Genomic DNA, 21,653 nt, shown 5'->3' on the forward strand with positions numbered 1-21,653 from the left:
AACCATAGGGACACCCCCCCAGGCTGCGGCGGGTACCGTTAATACGGTGTCCTCCATCCGGGCGCTGGCCCACGATCTGGCGGCCCGCAGCAACCAACAGCTGCGGGAGCTGTTCCTTGCCCGGCCGGATCTCTGCCTCCCTGCCGTTCCGGACTTCCCGGCCCTCGCCGCCCGCGCCTGCACCCGCGTCAGCCTGCAGCGCGCGCTGGAGAAGCTCAACCGGCCCGAGCTGGAATTGCTGGAAGCGCTGGTCCTGGCCACCGACGTCGACACCGGCACCGCAGCCGACGCCGCCGGACTAGCCCCGTTGCTGGCTGTGCCCGAAGGAATCGCCCCGGAGCAGCTGGTTCCTTACCTTCGGCGCCTCCACGCGCTGGGCCTGCTCGTGCGCGCGGACGGAGAGCCGCCATCCGCGCAGGATGCGGAGAATAACGACGGCGGCGGCGCCCATCCTGCCTACCTTCCGCTGGCAAGCCTCGTGGACGTGCTCGGCCCCTATCCGGCGGCGCTGGGCCGCAGCCACCGGGCCCTCGCGTCGCTGAATGCCTCCATCGGCAGCAGGCTTGCCGCCGTCGCCACCGCGCTGCGGGCCGCCGGCCACCGCGTGGCCGGCCCGGCCAGGGACAGTGCCGCGGAGGACGGTGCCGCCGAAAACCGTGCCGCCGAAGACCGTGCTGCCGAGGACGGCGCTGCCGCGGCGGCCGCGCTTGAAAACTGGCTGCAGCTGCCGGGGGTGTGGCCCGCGTTGCTGGCCGATGCTCCCGCGCAGACGGCGGACCTGCTGGAGCGCTTCCACTCCTCTCCCGTGGGCGCCGTACCCGACGCGCTGCGACCCGTTGACCCTTCGGAACCGCCCGGCCAGCCCGTGCCCTGGCTGCTGGCGCATGGCCTGCTGGTGCCGCTCGACAACACGCACGTGGAGCTGCCGAGGGCCGTCGGGTTACTGCTCCGCGGGGGCGCAGTCGCCGACCCGTGGCACGTCCGTCCCCCGCTGCCCTTCGCGTCGGAGGCAACCGGTGGCGGCCCATCCCGTGCCGGCGCGTCCGGAACCGTTCGTCCTGCGATCCGGGACAACGCGGCCTACTCCGCAGTGGCGGAGACGCTGCGCCTGATGTCGGACCTGCTCGGCGCGGCGGCCCGGGCGCCGGTGGCGACCCTGCGTGCCGGCGGCGTCGGCGTCCGGGAAATCCGGCGGCTGGCGGATGAGCTGCAGGCCGGCACCAGGGAGACCGGCTGGCTGCTGGAACTCGCCGCGGCCGCGGGCCTGCTGGTCCTGGATGTCGATACCTCCCGCTGGGTTCCGCACGGCGCCGAGGCCTATGCGGCGCTGGACCGGCACCTGCAGTGGCAGCTGCTGGCCACCGCCTGGCTCGATCTCGGCCGCGCTCCGTCCCTCGCGGGCACCCCGGCGGTCGGCTCCACCGCCTCCCCGCCGCGGCGCGGAACGGAAAAGGCGGCTGCGGCCGCCCCCGCCGCGGCGCGAGGCGCGCAGATCAACGTGCTGGCCGCCGAGGCCGCCCGACCGGATGCGCCGCCGGTGCGACGCCGGATGCTGGCAGCCCTGGCGGAACTCAGCCGACCCGCAGCGCAGGACCGGGCCGGCACTGTCCCCGCCCCTTCCCCGGGCGAGGTCGTCGCGTACCTGGGCTGGCAGTCGCCGCGGCAGCAGCGGAAGTTCGACCGGCTGGTTCCGGGCATGCTGGATGAGGCGGCGAGCCTTGGGCTGCTCGGCTCCGGCGCGCTCACCGCCTTCGGCGCCCTGCTGCTCGACGATCCGGCCGCCGCGGCCGAGCTGCTGGCGGCCGAGCTGCCGGCCCCGCTGGCCCATTTCATGCTGCAGGGGGACCTGACCGCGGTGGCGCCGGGCTATCTGGAACCGGCCGTCGCACGGCAGCTGCAGGAGCTTTCCAGCGCCGAAGGCCAGGGCCCGGCCGCCATCCACCGGTTCTCGGCGGACTCCATCCGGAGGGCCCTCGACGCCGGCCGGGACGCGCCCGGGATCCTCGCTTTCCTGGAGCGGCACTCGGCCACCGGCGTACCGCAGCCCCTGCGCTATCTCGTCGAGGACACGGCCGGGCGGCACGGTGCCATCCGGGTCGGGTCGGCCGGTTCCTACCTCCGTAGCGAGGACCCCCGGCTCCTCGACGACCTGCTGGCCGATCCGCGGGCCCCGGGCCTCGGGCTGCGCCGCCTCGCCCCGACCGTCCTCGCCGCCCCGGCGAGCGCCCCGGAACTGCTGGCTTCGCTCCGCCGCCTGGGCTACTCCCCCGCGCCGGACCGGGACGGTGTGCCGGCGCTTGGTACGGGGACCGCGCCCGAGAACACCAAACCCAGCGCCCGGACGGAAGGTACCTCCCCGCCGTCGTTCGCGGTCACCACCAACCCGTGGCGGCTCACGGAGGAGGACCTGCAGGCGCAACTGGAGCTCCTGCACGGGACCGCCGCCGACGGTGCCGGCCGGGCGGCCGAGGCCGAGCCGCTGCTGGCGCTGGAGACGCTGCGCCGCGCCATCCGGATGAAGAAGCGCGTGCGGATGGGTATCGTGGATCCGCACGGCAACCACAGCCGGGAGATCCTGCAGCCGCTCTCGGTCGGCGGCGGCCGGCTCCGCGTGGCGGACCCGGACCGCGGCAACGAGCGCGTCGTGCCGATCCACCGCGTCATGGATATCGAGCTGGTGGAGGACACCGGCAGCGAAAAGGAGCAAACGGATGGTTGACGGACCGCTGATCGTCCAGAGCGACAAGACCATCCTGCTGGAAGTGGACCACGAGCAGGCCACCGAGGCCCGCCATGCCATCGCCGCATTCGCGGAACTGGAGCGGGCCCCCGAGCACGTGCATTCGTACCGGATCACGCCGCTGGGCCTGTGGAACGCGCGGGCGGCCGGCGTGGACGCCGAACAGGTGCTGGATACGCTGCTGAACTATTCGCGCTTCCCGGTGCCGCACGCGCTGCTGGTCGATATCGAAGAGACGATGTCCCGCTACGGCCGGCTGCGGCTGGAGAAGGACCCGCAGCACGGGCTGGTGCTGCGGACCAGCGACTACCCCGTGCTCGAAGAGGTCATGCACGCGAAGAAGGTCAAGCCCCTGCTTGGCCCGCGCATCGACGCGGAGACCACGGTGGTGCACTCCTCCGGGCGCGGCCAGCTCAAGCAGCTGCTGCTGAAGCTCGGCTGGCCCGCCGAGGACCTGGCCGGCTACGTGGACGGCACGCCGCACCCGATCCGGCTGACCGAGACCCCCGGCGCGGACAAGGACACCGGCGGCTGGCAGCTGCGGCCCTACCAGCAGGTGGCCGCGGAGAATTTCTGGTCCGGAGGGTCCGGCGTGGTCGTGCTGCCCTGCGGTGCGGGCAAGACGCTCGTGGGCGCCGCGGCCATGGCCACCAGCAGCACCACCACCCTGATCCTGGTCACCAACACGGTCTCCGCGCGGCAGTGGAAGGACGAGCTGCTGCGCCGCACCACGCTGACCGAGGAAGAGATCGGCGAATATTCCGGCGCCGTCAAGGAAGTACGGCCGGTCACCATCGCCACGTACCAGGTCCTGACGACGCGCCGCGGCGGGATCTACCCGCACTTGGAGCTGGTGGACGGCCACGACTGGGGCCTGATCATCTATGACGAGGTGCACCTGCTGCCCGCCCCGATCTTCCGGATGACGGCGGACCTGCAGGCGAGGCGGCGGCTCGGCCTGACCGCCACGCTGGTCCGCGAGGACGGCCGCGAGGGCGAGGTCTTCTCGCTGATCGGCCCGAAGCGCTACGACGCCCCGTGGAAGGACATCGAGGCGCAGGGCTACATCGCTCCGGCGGACTGCGTGGAAGTGCGCGTGGACCTGCCCCGGGACGAGCGGGTGGCCTACGCAATGGCCGACGACGGCGACAAGTACCGTCTGTGCGCGGCGTCCGACACCAAGTCCGACGTCGTGGAGCGCCTCGCCGCCCGCCACCGCGGGGAGCAGCTCCTTGTGATCGGCCAGTACATCGACCAGCTGGACGACCTCGCGGAGCGGCTCGATGCCCCCGTAATCAAGGGCGAAACCTCGGTCAAGGAGCGGCAGCGGCTCTTCGACGAATTCCGCGCCGGCGGCATCCACACGCTCGTGGTCTCGAAGGTGGCCAACTTCTCCATCGACCTTCCCGAAGCCTCGGTGGCGATCCAGGTGTCCGGTTCCTTCGGCTCCCGCCAGGAGGAAGCCCAGCGGCTGGGCCGGCTGCTGCGGCCCAAGTCGGACGGCCGCGCCGCCCGCTTCTACACCGTGGTCGCCCGCGACACCCTCGACCAGGACTACGCCGCCAAACGTCAGCGGTTCCTGGCCGAACAAGGCTACGCCTACACGATCATGGACGCCCAGGACATCCCGAACCCCGCGTAGTAGGCCCGCCGCGCCCGCTCCCCCGGCCGCCGCCGGCGCAGGCACCGCCGTCGTGCGCGCAGCACAAAGGTGGCTCTAGGCCGGCTCCCATTTGACGTGCAGACAACTCCCAGAAACTGTGAGCATACTGGGAAATGTGAAGAAGAACGGACCTGAAGCACGCCTGCTCGTTGTCGACGACGAACCCAACATCCGGGAGCTGCTTTCGACCTCCCTGCGCTTTGCCGGGTTCGACGTCGTGGCTGCCGCGAACGGGCGCGACGCCCTCGCCGCGGCCGAGCAGCACAACCCGGACCTCGCGGTGCTGGACGTCATGCTGCCGGACATGGACGGTTTCACGGTCACCCGGCGCCTAAGGGCCGCGGGCCGGCACTTCCCCGTCGTCTTCCTGACCGCCCGGGACGAGACCGAGGACAAGGTCACGGGGCTGACCGTCGGCGGCGACGACTACGTCACCAAGCCGTTCAGCCTCGACGAGGTCGTGGCCCGCATCCGGGCCGTGCTGCGCCGCACCCAGCCGCTGCTGGAGGACGACGCGGTCATCCAGGTGGAGGATCTGGAGCTCGACGACGACGCGCACGAGGTCCGCCGCGGCGGCCAGGTCATCGACCTCTCCCCGACCGAATTCAAGCTGCTGCGCTACCTGATGCTGAACCCGAACCGCGTGCTCTCCAAGGCCCAGATCCTCGATCACGTCTGGGAGTACGACTTCAACGGGGACGCTTCCATCGTGGAGTCCTACATTTCCTACCTGCGCCGGAAGATCGATATCAACCCGGACGCCCCCGCCCTGATCCAGACCAAGCGCGGAGTGGGGTACCTGCTCCGCACGTCGGAAAAGCGCTGACCTTGCTCGAGCGGTGGAACCGTGTCTCGCTCCGAACCCAGCTGGTGGCGATCATCAGCGTGCTCGTCGCCGCCACGATCGCCCTGCTTTCGGCCTTCACCATCACGTTCATCCGCAGCGACCTGGTTGAGCGCCTGGACGTCAACCTCGTCAGCAACGCGGAGACCATGGGCGGAGTGCTGCTGTCCCGCGATGATGCGAACCTGCGGCTGAGCGGCTACTACGGTGCGCTCCTGCTGCCCGACGGAACCAGCATCAGGAAGACACCGCGTGTCGAGGGCGATGCACCGGTCATACCGGTATTGACCATGCCGGAGATCCTCCGGCTAGGAGATACCGCAATCTATGATCTCCACGGCACCGCCCCCGGAAGCCCGGGGTGGCGGGCGTTTGCCTACGCGCTGCCCAACCAGGGCGGTACCGTCGTGATCGCCCGGTCCTATAAGGAAATCAACGACACCGTGGACTCCGCCACGGCGCTGAGCCTGCTGCTGGGACTTACTGCCACCGTGTCGGCGTCGGCCATTGCGTGGCTTGCGGTCACGCGCGCCTTCCGGCCCCTGGCCAGGGTGGAGAAAACGGCTGCGGCTATCGCCGCCGGGGACCTTTCCCGCCGCGTAGAGGTGGACAACCCGACCACGGAAATCGGACGGCTCTCGAGCTCCCTGAACGCGATGCTCGCCCATATCGAAACCGCGTTCGCCGCCAAGGCCGCCTCGGAGACGCGCATGCGGCGCTTCGTCGCCGACGCGTCCCACGAGCTGCGTACGCCCCTGGTCACCATCCGGGGCTTCTCCGAGCTCTACCGGCACGGAGCCCTCCAGACGGAGGAAGACGTCAAGGCCGCGATGGGCCGGATCGAGGCGGAGGCCCAGCGCATGGGGCAGCTGGTGGAGGACCTGCTGACCCTGGCCCGCGTGGACGAGCAGCGCCCGCTGGAGTCCAAGCCGCTGGACCTGCTGCTGCTCGGCAACGATGCCGCGATGGATGCCCGTGCGAGCGCCCCCGACCGCGACATCAGCGTGATCGGGCTGGACGGGGCCGCACCGCGCCCGGCCCCCGTCGTCGGCGACGAAGGCCGGTTGCGGCAGGTGATGGCGAACCTGGTCACCAACGCCCTGCGCTACACGCCGGCCGGCTCCCCGATCGAGATCGCCGTCGGCGTGGAGCCGGTGATCGCCGACCGCAAGGATTCGGTGATCGAGGTGCGGGACCACGGTCCCGGAATTTCCGACGACGACGCCGCCCGGGTCTTCGAGCGCTTCTACCGTGCGGACACCTCCCGCTACCGCGAAACGGGCGGGACGGGCTTGGGTCTGGCCATCGTTGCCGCGCTCGTGGCGCAGCACGACGGCACGGTACGGCTCAGTGAAACGGAGGGCGGCGGGGCCACCATGTCGATCCGCATCCCGTACGAGCCATTCCCCGAGGACCCGGACCACGTGTACGAAATCGACTGACGGCCGAGGTTATCCACAAGCTGAAGCCTGCCCCTCGTCCGGGGGCGGGGACCCGCCTAGCCTCGAAGTGTCACCCAGCCTCAACTTCGAAGGACTCGATCATGGCGGTATTCCACGTAGACAGCGAAGCCCTCAACGCCAAGAGCATGGCCGTGCAGGGCACCATCGGCCGGCTCCAGGCCGAGGTCAACACCATGCAGGCGGGCCTGCGCGAACTTGAGTCCCTCTGGACCGGCTCAGCCTCCGCGAACTTCCAGCAACTGGTCAGCGACTGGCGGGCCACGCAGCTGAAGGTCGAGGAATCCCTGGCCAGCATCAATGCCGCCCTGGCCCAGGCCTCGCAGCAGTACGCACAAGCGGAGGAGGCCAACGCCCGCATGTTCATGGGCTGACCCGGGACCGGCAGCCGGGCCGGCGGTTTCCCGGACGCCGCCCCGCTGCGAGGCTTCGGCTCCCCCTGCCGCCGGGGGCCCTAGGGACCCGCGGTGCTAGTTCCGTTCCGGAGTCCCCTGGTGGAAACGCAGCCGCCACTGCTCCCCGTCCCTGAGCCAGAGCGAACTGCGCAGGGCGGACCCGGTCCGCGTGCTGGTGCGGTAGGTCAGCAGGATGCTGTCTTCGCCCAACCGTTCAGCGGCGAAGAACTCCACGGACGCGTCGGTCTCGGGATCCTCCTGGAGCGAGCTGATCATGGCGTCCCTGGTCCACATCCGGCCCGTCTGCCCGATCTCCGCGAAGTCGGGATGCAGCAGCACGCCGAGCCTGCCGAAATCCGCGCGGGTCCCGGGGTCCAGCAATTCCTTCTCGAGCCGGCGGACCATGTCCTCGGCCGGCTCCTGGCCGGCCTCGTCGTAGTCCTCGAGGGCGGAGAACAGGTCCGGTTCGGACGGCGGCAGCTGCGGCTCCTTGGCCGGCACCGCCGATTCGGCCACGGCCGAGTTGGTTTCGGCGTGGCGGGGCAGGGCACCGGCGAACCCCGGCCCGTGCGGGATGACGGAACCGTTCTGGAAGGCGGTGGCCACCGCACGGGCCCGCACATCGGCGGCCTCATTCAGGTCATGCCCGGCATGGCCCTTGACCCACTCGAATTCGTAGTTGCGTCCCTTGATCGCGGCGTCGATCTGCTGCAGCAGATCGACATTGAGGACCGGCTTGCCGTCCGCCTTGCGCCAGCCCTTGCGCTTCCATCCCGGCATCCACTTGGTGATGCAATTGATGACGTACTGGCTGTCGCACAGGATGCGCAGGGGTTCCTGCGGGATGTGCTCGGTCGCCTTGAACAGGTCCAGCACGGCCATGAGCTCGCCCTGGTTGTTGGTTCCGTGCGGCCAGCCTCCCGCTGCCCAGGAGTTTTCGTCGATGAACCAGGCCCAGCCCGCGGGCCCGGGATTGCCGAGGGCGGAGCCGTCGGCGGCAGCAGTGATGGTCATGGACCTATCTTTTCAGATCACCGCAGGCGGTACTGGACAGCAGTATTGGATCTAAGCTTGCGTAGATGGCAATCCTGATCGATCCACCCCGCTGGCCGGCGCATGGAACGCGTTTCTCGCATCTGGTCTCCGACGACTCGCTGGAGGAACTCCATGCCTTCGCCGCGGCAGCCGACGTGCCGCCGCGGGCCTTCGATCTCGACCACTACGACGTGCCGCTGGAGCGGTATGCGGAACTGGTGGTCCTTGGTGCGCAGGAAGTATCCGGGGCGGAGCTCGTGCGCCGGCTGATCGGGAGCGGACTGCGGGTACCGGCCCGGCGCCGATCCGGGAAACTGGGCACGGCCCTGTCTTCCCGCTGGGCCGTCGTCATGCCGGATCACCCCGGGCCCGGCCGCGAACTCATCCGGCGCTGGGGCGAAGAGCACCGGCACTACCACGACCGGGTGCATCTGCTGTCCGTGCTCGACAGCCTCGACCTGCTGCTGGAGGCGGGCGCAGACCCGGGCCCACTCCCCCGTGCCGTCACGCTGGCCGCCTGGTTCCACGACGCGGTCTACAACGGGGTGGCCGGCCGGGACGAACAGGATTCGGCGGAGCTTGCCGCCCGGATGCTGCCCTCTGCCGGCATTCCGGCGGCCGAGGTGGAGGAGGTGGTCCGGCTGGTGCTGCTGACGGCGGGCCATTCGCCCGAGCCGCAAGACACCGCCGGCGCCCTGCTCTGCGACGCCGACCTGTCCGTCCTGGGACAGGAGCCGGATGGCTACGGCCGGTACCTGCGGAACGTCCGCAAGGAGTATGCACACATCAGCGACGCTGGCTTCGCCGCCGGTCGCGCCGCCGTCGTGCGCCGGCTGCTGGCGCTGGATCCCCTCTACCGGACGGCCGCCGGCCGCAGGCTGTGGCTGGAGCAGGCACGTTCCAACCTCGCCGCCGAGCTGGCGGCAGCGCCCGCCGGGGACCCTCGCTAGCTGCCGATCGACGGCGTGGCAGGAACCTCCGGGCGGGCATCCTCCTCTTCCTTGGGCCGGTGGACGGGAACTGTCAGCATGATCGAAATGATCGCGACCACGACCATGAACAGGTTGAACAGGATGGCGACCGCCCCGCCGAAACGCAGGCCGACGTTCTCCTGGTTGCCGATGAACAGGCCCCAGGACCGGATCATCTCCGGGTCCACCGCCTGCGCCGCCACGTAGACTGCCGCGGAAATGGCCACGCCGATCGCGTTCCCCAGGGACGAGGCCATCTTGTAGATGCCGGCCGCCGCGCCGACCTGCGCGTCGGGGACGTTGGACAGCGCCGCGTCCGTGGACGGAGTGGCGTAGAAGCCCAGGCCGATGCCGAACAGCGTGAAGCCGATGACCGATACCACGACGTACTGTTCGATCAGCAGGAACGTCATGGCGGTCATCAGGATGCCGGCGCCGGTGATCATGCTGCCCCAGATCATCGGCCGGCGCGGACCGAACTTCTGCAGGAGCTTTTCGCCAACCCGGATGGTGGCCAGGATCGCGATCAGGTAGCCCAGCGTGAGCAGCCCTGACTGCAGCGAGGACATGCCTGCCGCCACCTGGACGAGGCCCAGCGACACAATCAGCATGCCTGCCGCGCCGTTCAGCAGGAAGTTTGAGATAGTGGCGCCCGTGAAGGTCAGGTTCCGGAACAAGGCCAGGTCCACGAACGGGCGGGCTTTAGTGGTCTCGACCTTGAAGAAGAGCAGCAGGAACACCACGAACAGCGCGAGCAGGATGACACCGGCCCAGCTGAGCCACCCGATGGCGGGCCCCTGCGAGATGTAGATGTTGATGGAAACCAGCGCGATGATGAACGCGACCAGCCCGGTCCAGTCGAACCGGTGCGGCGTGTCCGCTGCGGGGGCTTTGGACTCCGGAGTCCCTCTGAGCAGGAACAGCGCCAGGATGGACAGCGCGATGGAGATCCAGAAGATGCTGCGCCAGCCCAGGAAGGAGGTAGCCATCAGCCCGCCGAACAGCGCCGTGAAGCCCGAGCCGCCCCACGATCCGATGGACCAGAAGGACAGCGCCCGCTGCCGGTCCTTCCCTTCGTAGTAGGACTTCACCAAGGCCATCGTCGAAGGCATGATGCAGGCGGCGGACAGGCCCTGGATGATGCGTCCGCCGAGCAGCATCGCGTCGGTGAGCCCGCCGGCGTTCTCGGGGGTCAGCGCGATCAGCAGCGACCCGAGGATGCTCAGCCAGATGCCGATGTACGTGATCTTGACGCGGCCGAGGCGGTCCGCCAGGCCTCCGGCCACCACGATGAAGATACCGGAGAACAGGGAGGTGATCGACACGGCCAGGTTGCCCAGCGTGCGGCTGACGCCGAGTTCGCCCTGGATGCCCGGGATGACGTTCAGCAGCGTCTGCGCGAAGAGCCAGAAATTAATGACCGCGAGGACGATGCCGAGGAGCCACTTATCGGTGGGTTTCCAGTCGACGGCGGTGGTTTGGCGGGCCGTGCTGCTCATGAGAGGGCCTTCCGGTCGAGGTAGGACAGGGCTGCCAGCACCTGAGCCTGGGTCGCGATGCCAAGGGTCGGATCGATCACGGGGGCGAAGAAGGGCGAATGGTTCGCCGGGATGTCTTGGGCGACGCTGCCGTTCTGCACGGCCTTGTGGTACGTTTCGGGGTCGATGCCGCCGACGGTCCAATAAGTGTAGGGCGTCCCGAAAGCGTCGGGGATCCGGCTGAAATCTTCCGAGGCGGTGGCGGGCTTCATCGGGAACACCGCGTCGTCGCCGAAGTATGCCCGGAAGGCCCCGGTCACCTGCTCGGTGGCCGCTGCATCATTGGAGGTCAGCGGGAACTGGTCGTAGTAGCCGAATTCCGGTGGCTGCGGTGAACCGGCAGCTTCGCATTCGGCGCGGACAATCCGCTCGATCGAAGCGATGATCCGTCCGCGCAGCTCCATGTCGTAGGTCCGGATGTTCAGCAGCAGGGTGGCGCGGTCCGGAATGATGTTGGATTTGGAGCCCGAGTTCAGCGCGCCCACGGTCAGCACCGCGAAGTCGCCCGGCTTGGTCTCGCGGGACACGATCGTCTGCAGCCGCATGACGATCGAGGCTGCCAGCACCACGGGGTCCACCGAGTTGTGCGGCATGGAGCCGTGGGCCCCTTTCCCGTAGACCGTGACCTTGACCGAGTCGCCGGCGGAAAGGATGGGGCCCTGAGTGGTCCCTATCGTGCCCGCTGCGAACGGCATGACGTGCTGGGCCAGTGCGATGTCCGGCTTCGGCACCTTCGCCGTCAGGCCGTCGTCGAGCATGGCCTGGGCGCCTGCCCCTATTTCCTCGCCCGGCTGGAACAGGGCGATGTAGGTGCCCTGCCAATGGCCGCGGCCGTCGGCCATCAATTTCGCCGCACCCAGCAGCGAGGCAACGTGGAAGTCGTGTCCGCAGGCATGCATGACACCCACGGTGTTGCCGTTCTCGTCCGCAGCGGTGGCGGTCGAGGCGTACGGCAGGCCGGTCGCTTCCGTGACCGGCAGGGCGTCGGTGTCCGCCCGGGCCAGTACCGTGGGGCCGTCCCCGTTGGCGAGGATACCGACGACGCCGGTGCCTCCTATGCGCTGGACATCGTAGCCGAACCCGGCGAGCCTGGCCTGGACCAGCTCCGCGGTCCGGTGTTCGGCCAGGCTGAGTTCCGGGTTCCGGTGGAGATCCTGGTACAGCTCGCGCTGCCATTCGAGTTCGTTGTCCAGGCCCGCCAGGACCTCAGATGCCGCCATGATGCCTCCTATTCCCTCCCCCGGTCCGGTTCCGGTCCGGTTCCGGCCCGGGTTTGCCGATGGCCCCGGACGCGTACCCGGAGTCATCAAGTTGGCCGTACATGCCCCATGGTATTCCTCGGGCTTGGCGAAGCGGTGCGGCCCGCGGATTCGTTCATCCGTCCGTGCAGCTATGGCCTTGCAGCATTAACGCGTCCGGCGCCTTAACGCCGCAAGGTGCGGCCCCCGTTACGGGAACCGCACCTCGCAGCTATGGTGCGCTGTCGGCAGGACAGACAGGAGTGGCTAGAAGCCGCCCATGCCGCCCATGCCGCCCATGTCGTCGCCACCCGGCATGGCCGGAGCGGCCTTCTCGGGCTTGTCGGCGACAACGGCCTCGGTGGTGAGGAACAGGCCGGCGATGGACGCCGCGTTCTGCAGGGCAGAGCGGGTGACCTTGACCGGGTCGTTCACGCCGGCAGCCAGCAGGTCCTCGTAGACGCCGGTTGCAGCGTTCAGGCCGTGGCCGGGTTCCAGGCCGCGGACCTTGTCGACCACAACGCCCGGCTCCATGCCGGCGTTGAAGGCGATCTGCTTCAGCGGAGCATCGATGGCAACCTTGACGATGTTGGCGCCGGTGGCCTCGTCGCCTTCGAGCTGCAGGTTGGCGAACGCCTTGGCGCCGGCCTGGATCAGGGCCACGCCGCCACCGGCGACGATGCCTTCCTCAACGGCAGCCTTCGCGTTGCGGACAGCGTCCTCGATGCGGTGCTTGCGCTCCTTGAGCTCGACCTCGGTTGCGGCACCGGCCTTGATGACTGCAACGCCGCCGGCCAGCTTGGCCAGGCGTTCCTGCAGCTTCTCGCGGTCGTAGTCGGAGTCGGAGTTCTCGATCTCGGCGCGGATCTGCGCCACGCGGCCGGCGATCTCCTCGGCGTCGCCGGCACCTTCGACGATAGTGGTCTCGTCCTTGGTGACGACAACCTTGCGGGCCTGGCCCAGCAGGTCGAGGGTGGCGTTCTCCAGCTTGAGGCCGACCTCTTCGGCGATGACCTGGCCACCGGTCAGGATGGCGATATCGGCCAGCTGGGCCTTGCGGCGGTCGCCGAAGCCCGGAGCCTTGACGGCGACGGACTTGAAGGTGCCGCGGATCTTGTTGACCACCAGGGTGGCCAGGGCTTCGCCCTCGATGTCTTCGGCGATGATCAGCAGCGGCTTGCCGGACTGCATGACCTTCTCCAGGACGGCAACCAGATCCTTCACGTTGGAGATCTTGGAGTTGACGATCAGGATGTAGGGATCCTCCAGGACCGTCTCCTGGCGCTCTGCGTCGGTGACGAAGTAACCGGAGATGTAGCCCTTGTCGAAGCGCATGCCCTCGGTGAGCTCGAGCTCGAGGCCGAAGGTGTTGGACTCCTCGACGGTGATGACGCCTTCCTTGCCCACCTTGTCGAGAGCCTCGGAAATCAGCTCGCCGATCTGCGGGTCGCCCGCGGAGATCGATGCGGTCGCGGCGATCTGTTCCTTGGTCTCGATTTCCTTGGCGGAAGCCAGCAGCTCGGCGGTCACGGCGTCGACGGCCTTCTCGATGCCGCGCTTGAGGCTCAGCGGGTCGGCGCCGGCGGCAACGTTGCGCAGGCCTTCCTTGACCAGGGCCTGGGCCAGCACGGTCGCGGTGGTGGTACCGTCACCGGCGACATCGTCGGTCTTCTTGGCAACTTCCTTGACCAGCTCGGCGCCGATCTTCTCGTACGGATCGTCGAGTTCGATCTCCTTGGCGATGGAAACACCATCGTTGGTGATCGTGGGAGCGCCCCACTTCTTCTCGAGGACCACGTTGCGGCCGCGCGGGCCGAGGGTCACCTTAACAGCGTCAGCGAGGATGTTAAGACCCCGCTCGAGGCCGCGGCGGGCCTCTTCGTCGAAGCTAATGATCTTTGCCATGGCGGCATCGTCCCTTCTGGACAGTAGACAGCGGGCGCAACCGGAAATCACCCGGTTGCTAGCCACGGCGGTGCCCGCGACGGACGGATTCCGGCGGCGGCGATCTCTTCACGCCGCGCCGGGACCCTCACCACAGTGGCTTAGGAATTTCACTCTCTCCCGCCGAACCGGCCGCGTTAGCAGTCGGCCTGCGAGAGTGCCAACTCCATAATTAGCACTCAGCCACCTCGAGTGCAAGCCGTCGCGACGCCCGAAACCCGGTCTTCGCCGGACGCGCAAAACCTCGGGGGACCCCCGGCCGGAGGATCAGGGTGGACCCCCATGGCTTGGCACCCCGCCGGCCCGTAGATTGGTATTCGAGCACCAGTGAATCCAGAGTGAAGGGCCGTCGACATGTCCGAGAATCCGAGCAGGCAAGACCAACCCGAAGAAAATCCCACCGAACCTCTGGCCGGCACCGGAACCAATCCCACCCGACCGCTGGGCAGGCCGCAGGAACCCAACCTGACGCCGCCCGGGCAGGAGGAGCCCGCCCGGCCCGCCTACGGACAGGCCGGGCGCGGCCCGGCCCCGGACCAGCCACCCTATCCGCAGGCACCGGCAGGCGGCCCCTACCAGCAGCCTTACGCCCAGCCGCCCTACGGCCAGCCGCCCTACGGCCAGCAGCCTTACGCCCAGCCCGCCAACGGCCAGCAACAGTACGGACAGCAGCCCTACGGCCAGCCCTACTACGGAGGCTACCCCGAGCAGAAGTCGCGGCTCGTCGCCGGGCTCCTGGGCATCCTGCTGGGCGGCCTCGGCATCCACCGCTTCTACCTGGGCTATGTCGGCCTGGGCATCGCCCAGATCGCCGTGACCCTGGTGACCTTCGGCTTCGGCGCCATCTGGGGCTTCATCGAAGGCATCATGATCCTCGTCGGCGCCGAGATGTTCCGCCGGGACGCCAAGGGCGTGCCGCTCAAGGAGTAGGACCGTTCCCGGCGCAGCGGCCGCTGGCTTTTTGGCAACGACAGCGGCGGGCCAGGTCCCCACGGAACCTCGCCCGCCGCCGTCGTACTTCAACAGTCAGGCAGAAACCTTCACGTCTTCGGCCTGCGGCCCCTTTTGGCCTTCCCCGATCTCGAATTCGACGCGCTGGCCCTCCTCGAGGGAGCGGTAGCCGTCCATGAGGATGGCCGACCAGTGCACGAATACGTCCGACTTGTTCTCATCAACGGTGATAAAGCCGTAGCCCTTCTCCGCGTTGAACCATTTGACGGTTCCCAGCGCCATATTGCTCTCCATAGTTCAGTAGTTCCCCCTGCAGCCACTGCTCCCGGCAATCAGGTGCGTTTACTCTATCGGCACCCGGACGCGAATGTGAGGCGCGGCACATCGAACGTTATGGAGGTGTAATGATGCGGCGGTCCCGCGCCGCCGCAGGCTACTGGAAGCCCGGACCGAGAACCACGGTGACGTAGAGCGACACTGCGCCCTGGGCCGTCTCGCGCAGGTCGGTGATGCCCAGCAGCTGGCCGACCGCCTCGGCATTGGCAGCCTGGCCCGGGTTGTAGTAGATAACCGAGTTGGGCATCGCCCCGCCCTGCCAGTTGTCGACCAGGGCGACGGACCAGCCGTCCGCGCTGACCCGCTCCGACACCGTGCCGCCCAGCCCGGTGATGCCGGCCGCGTTGAAGATCAGCAATGGGTCGGCCCGGTTGACGGCTTCGCGTGCCGCTTCCGCGCTCGGGTCCTGCGAAGGCTCTTCGGCAGGCGCGTCCGTCGGTGCCGCGGCGGCTTTGGCCTCCTCGGTTGCCGCCTCCGTGGATTTTGCGGTTGGCTTCGCGGCTGCCGCCTTCGTCGGCTCGGCCGTCTTCGCTGCGGCGGGCGTCGACTCCGCCGCCGTCGCGGTCTGCGTGGCCGGCAGTCCGGACCCGCCCGCGCCCAGCAGCGGGACGACGAAGAAGGACACTGCACCCACGGCCAGGGCCAGCACAGAGGCCAGAATGATCAGGCCGAGCCCGCTGCTTTTCCTGGCGTCGACGTGCGCACGGTGGACACCGTGCCGGTCAGACGTTTCAGGAACCTGGTCAAACTCGTCCCGGGGATACTTGGTCATCGCTGAAGAGTGCGTCCTTGTCAGTGGATGTCCGGAGGACCCGGATCAGGCGTTGGTGCCCAGCCGGCGGGCCGTGCGGGCGCGCTGCCGGGACGTACGTAGTCTACGCAATCTCTTGACCAGCATCGGATCGTGGGCCAGTGCTTCCTCGGTATCGATGAGCGCGTTCAGGATCTGGTAGTAGTGCGTGGCGGACAGATCGAACAGTTCGCGGACCGCCTGCTCCTTGGCGCCGGAGTACTTCCACCACTGCCGCTCCAGGGCCAGCATCTTCTGGTCCCGTTCGCTCAGCGGGCTCGACTCGTCAACTTCGGCGTCGAGGGAGAAGGCGCTGGCTTCGGCGGGACCGGGCACGACGTACCGTCACTTCCTTTGGTTTGCTGGGGAAACTGTCCTGCCCATTTTAAGGCCGAAGCACAGCCTTGTCATTTATCGCCCGCGGTGATCCTGCCGACGCCCCGACCGGTTCGCGCTTCGATACCGCTTCCCGGCACCATAGGGGCATGACTGACGACGACGGCGCCCTGTTTCCGCTGCCGGCCCGCCCCGGCGCGGGGCCGGCAACGGCGGCCTACCCTTTTGCCGCCCCGGCCGAACTCGGGGACGTCATGCATCCGCAGTGGGCGGCGGCGCTGGCGCCGGCGGCCGGAACCGTCCACGCACTGGCTGGCCAGCTGGCCGAGCAGCGGCGCGAGGGACGCGAAATCCTTCCTGCGCCAGCCAATATCCTGCGGGTTTTCGAACAGCCGCTCGACGCGGTGAAGGTGCTCATCGTGGGCCAGGATCCGTACCCGACGCCGGGGCACCCGATCGGCCTCTCCTTCGCGGTCGACGGCAGCGTGCGGCCGCTGCCCCGCAGCTTGGCCAACATCTACAAGGAGCTCCAGTCCGACCTCGGCATTCCACCGGCGCCGCACGGCGACCTGAGCGCCTGGGCCGACCAGGGCGTGCTCCTGCTGAACCGGGTGCTGACCGTGGAGGCGGGCAAGGCCGGAAGCCACCGGCGCAAGGGGTGGGAACAGCTGACCGAACTGGCGGTCCGCGCCCTCGTGGACCGCGGCGGTCCGCTGGTGGCTGTGCTCTGGGGCCGGGACGCCCAGGACCTCGCACCGTTGCTGGGCGCTGTCCCCCGGGTCGAGTCCGCGCACCCCAGCCCGCTCTCTGCAGCGCGCGGCTTCTTCGGCTCGCGCCCCTTCAGCCGGGTCAACGAGCTGCTGGCCTTACAGGGGGCGGCGCCCGTGGACTGGCGTCTCCCGTCCAGCCCCGGCCGGTAACGGCAATTGGGCACGGGCAGGTTACTGGGTTAGCTTGGCCTAAGTATCAAGGAACCCAGGAGCAGTCGATGTCGAGCCAGCCCGCAGCACCCGCACGGACCCGAAAGCCGCAGATCAACCTGCGGGTCACCCGGACCGAGCGGCTCTCCGAACACATGGTGCGTGTCTTCGCCGGCGGCGAGGGGTTCGCGAAATTCGAGCCCAAGCCTGCCACGGACCAGTATGTGAAGATCTGGTTCCTCCCGCCGGACCTGGACGTGGAGCTTCCCGCGAATGTGGCTGAGCTTAAGGAAAGCCTGCCCGCCGACCGGCTCCCGGTCAGCCGCACCTACACGGTCCGCAGCGTGGACACCGAAGCCGGAGAGCTGGCCATCGATTTCGTGGTCCACGGCGACGAAGGCGTGGCCGGCCCCTGGGCCGCCTCCGCGCGTGCCGGCGACTGGTTGATGCTGACCGGCCCCGGCGGCGCCTACTCCCCCGCCCCGGCCGCCGACTGGTACCTGTTCGCGGGCGATGACGCCGCGCTGCCCGCCGTCGCCGCCGCCATCGACGCCCTGCCGCCGAGCGCCGCCGGCCACGTGTTCCTGGAGGTTGACTCCCCCGCGGACGTGCAGGAGCTCGGCACTCCCCACGGGGTCGAAGTGCATTGGCTCTACCGGCAGGGCCGTCCCGCGGGCACCACGTCGCTGCTGCGCGACGCGGTGGCGGAGCTGGACTGGCCGGCGGGAGACGTTGACGCCTTTGTGCACGGCGAGCGCGGCGCGGTCAAGGAACTGCGCGATGTCCTGTTCAAGGACCACGGGCTGCACCGCAAGCAGGTGTCGATCTCGGGCTACTGGGCCTACGGCCGCGCGGAGGATGCCTTCCAGGCGGAGAAGAAGACCCCCACCGGCCAGATCTTTCCCGAGAACTACCCGGGCTAGCGGCGGCGGTTCCGCCGCCGGCCCTCGTTGGACCCGAGGTCGCGGGTAAGGGGCTGCGCCAGATAGTCGCCGAGCACCGTGCCGCCGGCCATCGCCAGGATCACGGTCAATGCGCCGAGCAAGCCGATCATGCCGTTGAACGCCTGCTCGGTGCTGATCGTCAGCTCGTAGATGGCGCGGAAGACCGAGAAGCCCGGAAGCAGGAAGAGCACCGCGGGAACGGCGACCACCAGCTGCGGGGACCCCAGGCGCAGTCCGACGATCCGCCCGAGGAAACCAATAACGACGGCGGCGACAAACGGGCTGATGCGCGATCCAAGTCCGGCCAGCAGGACGGCCTCGTAGACCATGAGGCCAACAACGCCTACCAGTGCGGTCGGCAGCAGGACGTTCGCCCGGGTCTGTTCCGTGATGGAAATTGCGATCGTCGCGACCATCAGCAGGGCGGCCCGGACGATGAAGGGATAGCTGATCCCTCCCTCGACGAAGATTTCGGGCAGGCTGACCCCCGCCAGGTTTCCGGCAACCAGCCCAACGGCCACGCCCGAGGCAATGGCGGCAAAGGTCAGGAACGCCGAGAGGTAACGCCCCATGGCCGTGACCGGGAAGCCGTTGATGGCGTCCTGGGTCGCGGAGACCAGGCGGCCCGTCGGCAGCAGGTAGAGGATCCCTCCGGCGATGACCAGCGCGGGGCTGAGCGGCACGCGCAGCTGGAAGAAGACCAGCGCCGCGACGGTGGCCAGGCAGGCGCCCACGGCGGTCACGAAGAAGTCCGGGACCCGCCACTTGTTGAGTTTCCGGCCGAGCAGGCCCATCAGCACCGTGGCGAGCAGCGCCACCAGCCCGGCGAAGATTCCGCCGCCCATGAATCCGGTGATCGCGGCGGAGAACACGCCGCCGGCACCGATGGCCATCCAGCGCGGGAACGGCTTGGGACGCGAAGTGATCTGCTTCAGCCGCTCCCTGGCCTCGGTCCGGCCCACGCCGCCGTTGACGATGTCCGTCACGAGCTGGTGCACCGCGGACAGGCCCGCGTAGTTGTTGGTCCACGAGCGCACGACGCGCAGGACGTTCATCGGCACTGTGTCCGGACGGGCGTAGTTGATCACCACGGATTGGTTGGTGATGTCCACGTCGACGTCGCGCAGCCCGAAGGCGGCCGTCACCGCGATGATGCTGGATTCGACCTCCAGCGCGCCGGCACCGAACCTCAGCATGGTCTCGGCGACGTCGAGGGCGAAGTCCAGCGTGAGGCGCGCCGATGCATCCACCCCGGAGCTCTGCACCAGCGGGTTGGCGTAGGGGCTGCCTGCCAGGCGCTCGACGATGCTCATCGGGGCCGTCGGAGGGGCCTCCCCTTGCACCAGCTTGCGTAGCATCCGGCGGGCGGCCGCATTGGTCCGCTGCTGGTTCTTGGGCAGCGGCAGCGGAGCCGTGCCGGCGGGGACCGGCTTGGCTTCCTTCGCCACCGGCCTCTTCGGCAGCTCCGGCTTGCCCCGGTGCCTGTTGTGCCGGCGGGACTGGACCCTCGCTGCCCGGGGCTGTTGTTTGGTTGCCAACGGACCATCGTCCGTGGATCCGGTGGCAGGACGGCCCGGTCGGGGCTGGCCTGCCGCGGTCCCGTCGGGAGAGGAACCGGCCTGGTTCACCGGCCTGACGATGGGCAGCATGCCGGCCCGCGGCGTCGTCCCCGACTCCGTGTCCCGCTGACCGTCCTTCTCCTGCACTGCCCCTCCATTCCTGATGTGTCCCGGCGCTCCCGCCGGGGCCGGATTTCATGGTGACACACCGGCCGGAACCAGAAGTCCGCTTCGGCCGAGAATCGCATCACACCCGGTCCGGACTCAACCCGGCGCGGCGAATGCCGGCCCTTTTCGCCGGTCTCCATGGACTCATTCTCGTCCTTGCGGCGGACAAGCGTAAGCATCCGCTCCAAGCCGGCCAGCGGGCGACCCTGTGATATAACGCACAGTAGTGAATAAACGATCAATCGGCTCGGAGGCATCCGCATGGCTTGGCTGGACCGCAGGAATTCCGTCGCCCCGCCGGGGTTCAACCGCTGGCTCATCCCGCCGGCAGCCCTCGCCGTCCACCTGTGCATCGGACAGGCCTACGCGACAAGCGTGTACAAGAACGCCCTGGTTGCGCACTTCGATGCCAGCCTCACCGAGATCGGCGTCATCTTCTCCGTAGCGATTGTCATGCTCGGCCTGTCCGCGGCCGTCATGGGCACCTGGGTGGACCGGAACGGGCCCCGGAAGGCGATGTTCACGGCGGCGGTCTTCTGGTCCGCGGGGTTCCTCGTCGGCTCGCTCGGAATCTTCAGCGACCAGCTGTGGCTCGTCTACCTCGGCTACGGGGTGATCGGAGGCATCGGACTGGGCATCGGCTACATCTCCCCCGTTTCGACATTGATCAAGTGGTTTCCCGACCGTCCGGGGCTGGCGACGGGCATGGCCATCATGGGCTTCGGCGGCGGGGCGCTGATCGCCAGCCCGCTCTCAGGCGCCCTGCTCCAGTTCTACGATCCGTCCTTCGACGGCACCCCCGGCTGGGTCGCCAGCGGAGACGCCGTCGGCAAGCTCTTCCTGACCTTCGCCGTCGTCTATTTCCTGTACATGATGTTCGGGGCGATGACCATCAAAGTGCCCGCCGATGGCTGGAAGCCCGCCGGCTTCGATCCCTCCAAGGTGAAAGCGAAGGAGCTGGTCACGACCGCCAACGTCTCGGCACGCAATGCCATCCGCACCCGGCAGTTCTGGCTGGTCTGGATTGCGCTGTTCTGCAACGTCACCGCCGGCATCGGCATCCTCGAGCAGGCCTCGCCGATGATCCAGGACTTTTTCAGGCAGGCCGACGGGAGTTCCCTCGTCACCGCGGCCGTGGCGGGAGGATTCGTCGGGCTGCTGTCCATCGGCAACATGGCCGGCCGGTTCGCGTGGTCAACCACCTCCGACTACATCGGCCGCAAGAACATCTACATGATCTACCTCGGCGTTGGCGCGGTGCTCTACGTGGTCCTGGCCCTGTTCGGCCACTCCGCCACCTCCCTCTACGTGCTGCTTGCCTTCGTGATCATCAGCTTCTACGGCGGCGGATTCTCGACCGTTCCCGCCTACCTGCGCGACCTCTTCGGCACCTTCCAGGTCGGCGCCATCCACGGCCGGCTGCTGACGGCTTGGTCCGCTGCCGGCATCGCGGGGCCACTGATTGTCAACGCCTTCCTCGACGCTCAGGGCAAGCCGGGCGAACTGACGGCGGCGGCCTACCAGCCGGCCCTGTTGACGATGGTCGGCCTGCTGGTGCTGGGATTCGCCGCCAACCTGCTCGTCAAACCGGTCGACCCCAAACACCATGAACCGGTCCCCGCGGAGCCCGCGCAGCTCGACGCCGCCGCGGCAGGAAAGGACAGTCACTGATGAAGAAGGCCCAGGTGGCAGCAGGCTGGCTGCTGGTCGGCATCCCGCTGCTCTACGGAGTCGCGCAGACGCTGATGAAGGCATCCGCGCTCTTCGGGTAGACGCGCGGGAGGTGCCGCGCCAGTCCGCCTCGCTCCCTTGACACCCTCG

General features: G+C 68.6%; 19 protein-coding genes. 11 read left to right on the plus strand and 8 right to left on the minus strand.

Features of this window, described 5'->3' with window-relative positions; all coding sequences use genetic code 11:
- The first annotated feature begins 46 nt into the window (after positions 1–46).
- The 5 genes from AHIS1636_RS19910 (at position 47) to AHIS1636_RS19930 (ending at position 7,081) form a co-directional block, all read left to right on the plus strand.
- Positions 47–2,719: a helicase-associated domain-containing protein gene (locus tag AHIS1636_RS19910; protein ID WP_264797607.1), complete on the plus strand. Its 2,673-nt coding sequence runs from the start codon at positions 47–49 to the stop codon at positions 2,717–2,719.
- Entirely contained in the window at positions 2,712–4,382 is a 1,671-nt protein-coding gene (locus AHIS1636_RS19915) for a DNA repair helicase XPB (RefSeq protein ID WP_264797609.1), read from the plus strand. Before AHIS1636_RS19910 ends, AHIS1636_RS19915 begins: the two co-directional genes overlap by 8 nt.
- Positions 4,383–4,518: 136 nt before the next feature.
- On the plus strand, positions 4,519–5,229 hold the full coding sequence (locus AHIS1636_RS19920) for a response regulator transcription factor (protein WP_264797610.1): 711 nt from the start codon (positions 4,519–4,521) through the stop codon (positions 5,227–5,229).
- A gap of 2 nt (positions 5,230–5,231) precedes the next feature.
- A complete protein-coding gene (locus AHIS1636_RS19925; protein WP_264797611.1) occupies positions 5,232–6,689 on the plus strand; it encodes a sensor histidine kinase in 1,458 nt (485 codons plus the stop codon).
- A 101-nt stretch (positions 6,690–6,790) separates the two neighbouring features.
- Positions 6,791–7,081, plus strand: coding sequence for a WXG100 family type VII secretion target (locus AHIS1636_RS19930; RefSeq protein WP_264797612.1), 291 nt, complete (start codon positions 6,791–6,793; stop codon positions 7,079–7,081).
- A 96-nt stretch (positions 7,082–7,177) separates the two neighbouring features.
- Here the strand turns inward: AHIS1636_RS19930 and AHIS1636_RS19935 are convergent, their stop codons facing one another.
- The gene (locus AHIS1636_RS19935; protein WP_264797613.1) at positions 7,178–8,116 is read right to left on the minus strand and encodes a ribonuclease HI family protein; all 939 of its coding nucleotides are present in this window, start codon (positions 8,114–8,116) and stop codon (positions 7,178–7,180) included.
- Positions 8,117–8,181: 65 nt separating this feature from the next.
- On the opposite strand from AHIS1636_RS19935, the gene AHIS1636_RS19940 reads away from it, so the two are divergent.
- Entirely contained in the window at positions 8,182–9,087 is a 906-nt protein-coding gene (locus AHIS1636_RS19940) for a DUF4031 domain-containing protein (protein WP_264797614.1), read from the plus strand.
- Here AHIS1636_RS19940 and AHIS1636_RS19945 read toward each other — a convergent pair.
- The 3 genes from AHIS1636_RS19945 to groL form a co-directional block, all read right to left on the minus strand.
- Positions 9,084–10,607, minus strand: a complete 1,524-nt coding sequence (locus tag AHIS1636_RS19945) for an MFS transporter (RefSeq protein ID WP_264797615.1) — start codon at positions 10,605–10,607, stop codon at positions 9,084–9,086. The two genes, AHIS1636_RS19940 and AHIS1636_RS19945, sit on opposite strands and share 4 nt — an antisense overlap.
- Positions 10,604–11,866 (minus strand): M20 family metallopeptidase, encoded by a 1,263-nt coding sequence (locus AHIS1636_RS19950; protein WP_264797616.1) that lies wholly within the window; start codon positions 11,864–11,866, stop codon positions 10,604–10,606. The genes AHIS1636_RS19945 and AHIS1636_RS19950 overlap by 4 nt, the downstream gene beginning before the upstream one ends.
- A 285-nt stretch (positions 11,867–12,151) precedes the next feature.
- Complete coding sequence (gene groL, locus AHIS1636_RS19955) at positions 12,152–13,789, minus strand: chaperonin GroEL (protein WP_264797617.1); 1,638 nt, start codon at positions 13,787–13,789, stop codon at positions 12,152–12,154.
- Positions 13,790–14,182: 393 nt separating this feature from the next.
- Here groL and AHIS1636_RS19960 point away from each other — a divergent pair, with 393 nt between their 5' ends.
- Positions 14,183–14,758 (plus strand): TM2 domain-containing protein, encoded by a 576-nt coding sequence (locus AHIS1636_RS19960; RefSeq protein ID WP_264797618.1) that lies wholly within the window; start codon positions 14,183–14,185, stop codon positions 14,756–14,758.
- 96 nt (positions 14,759–14,854) lie between these two features.
- Here AHIS1636_RS19960 and AHIS1636_RS19965 read toward each other — a convergent pair whose 3' ends face one another.
- The 3 genes from AHIS1636_RS19965 to AHIS1636_RS19975 all read right to left on the minus strand — a co-directional run bounded on the left by AHIS1636_RS19965 (position 14,855) and on the right by AHIS1636_RS19975 (position 16,241).
- Positions 14,855–15,061, minus strand: coding sequence for a cold-shock protein (locus tag AHIS1636_RS19965; RefSeq protein ID WP_262106141.1), 207 nt, complete (start codon positions 15,059–15,061; stop codon positions 14,855–14,857).
- Between the two features lie 151 nt (positions 15,062–15,212).
- On the minus strand, positions 15,213–15,887 hold the full coding sequence (locus AHIS1636_RS19970; RefSeq protein ID WP_264797619.1) for a LytR C-terminal domain-containing protein: 675 nt from the start codon (positions 15,885–15,887) through the stop codon (positions 15,213–15,215).
- A gap of 45 nt (positions 15,888–15,932) precedes the next feature.
- Positions 15,933–16,241, minus strand: coding sequence for a DUF3263 domain-containing protein (locus tag AHIS1636_RS19975; protein WP_264797620.1), 309 nt, complete (start codon positions 16,239–16,241; stop codon positions 15,933–15,935).
- Between the two features lie 149 nt (positions 16,242–16,390).
- On the opposite strand from AHIS1636_RS19975, the gene AHIS1636_RS19980 reads away from it, so the two are divergent.
- Positions 16,391–17,161, plus strand: a complete 771-nt coding sequence (locus AHIS1636_RS19980) for a uracil-DNA glycosylase (protein WP_264797621.1) — start codon at positions 16,391–16,393, stop codon at positions 17,159–17,161.
- A gap of 68 nt (positions 17,162–17,229) precedes the next feature.
- Positions 17,230–18,084, plus strand: a complete 855-nt coding sequence (locus AHIS1636_RS19985) for a siderophore-interacting protein (RefSeq protein ID WP_264797622.1) — start codon at positions 17,230–17,232, stop codon at positions 18,082–18,084.
- On the opposite strand, the gene AHIS1636_RS19990 is transcribed toward AHIS1636_RS19985, so the two are convergent.
- Positions 18,081–19,568 (minus strand): threonine/serine exporter family protein, encoded by a 1,488-nt coding sequence (locus tag AHIS1636_RS19990; protein ID WP_373875890.1) that lies wholly within the window; start codon positions 19,566–19,568, stop codon positions 18,081–18,083. The genes AHIS1636_RS19985 and AHIS1636_RS19990 overlap by 4 nt on opposite strands.
- Positions 19,569–20,093: 525 nt before the next feature.
- Here AHIS1636_RS19990 and AHIS1636_RS19995 point away from each other — a divergent pair.
- Both AHIS1636_RS19995 and AHIS1636_RS20450 read left to right on the plus strand, forming a co-directional pair.
- Entirely contained in the window at positions 20,094–21,503 is a 1,410-nt protein-coding gene (locus AHIS1636_RS19995; RefSeq protein ID WP_264797624.1) for an OFA family MFS transporter, read from the plus strand.
- Entirely contained in the window at positions 21,503–21,604 is a 102-nt protein-coding gene (locus tag AHIS1636_RS20450) for an MFS transporter small subunit (RefSeq protein ID WP_444979311.1), read from the plus strand. The genes AHIS1636_RS19995 and AHIS1636_RS20450 overlap by 1 nt, the downstream gene beginning before the upstream one ends.
- The last annotated feature ends 49 nt before the right edge of the window (positions 21,605–21,653 follow it).

The organism is Arthrobacter mangrovi, from assembly GCF_026011795.1.
GTDB classification, from domain to species: Bacteria; Actinomycetota; Actinomycetes; order Actinomycetales; family Micrococcaceae; genus Crystallibacter; species Crystallibacter mangrovi.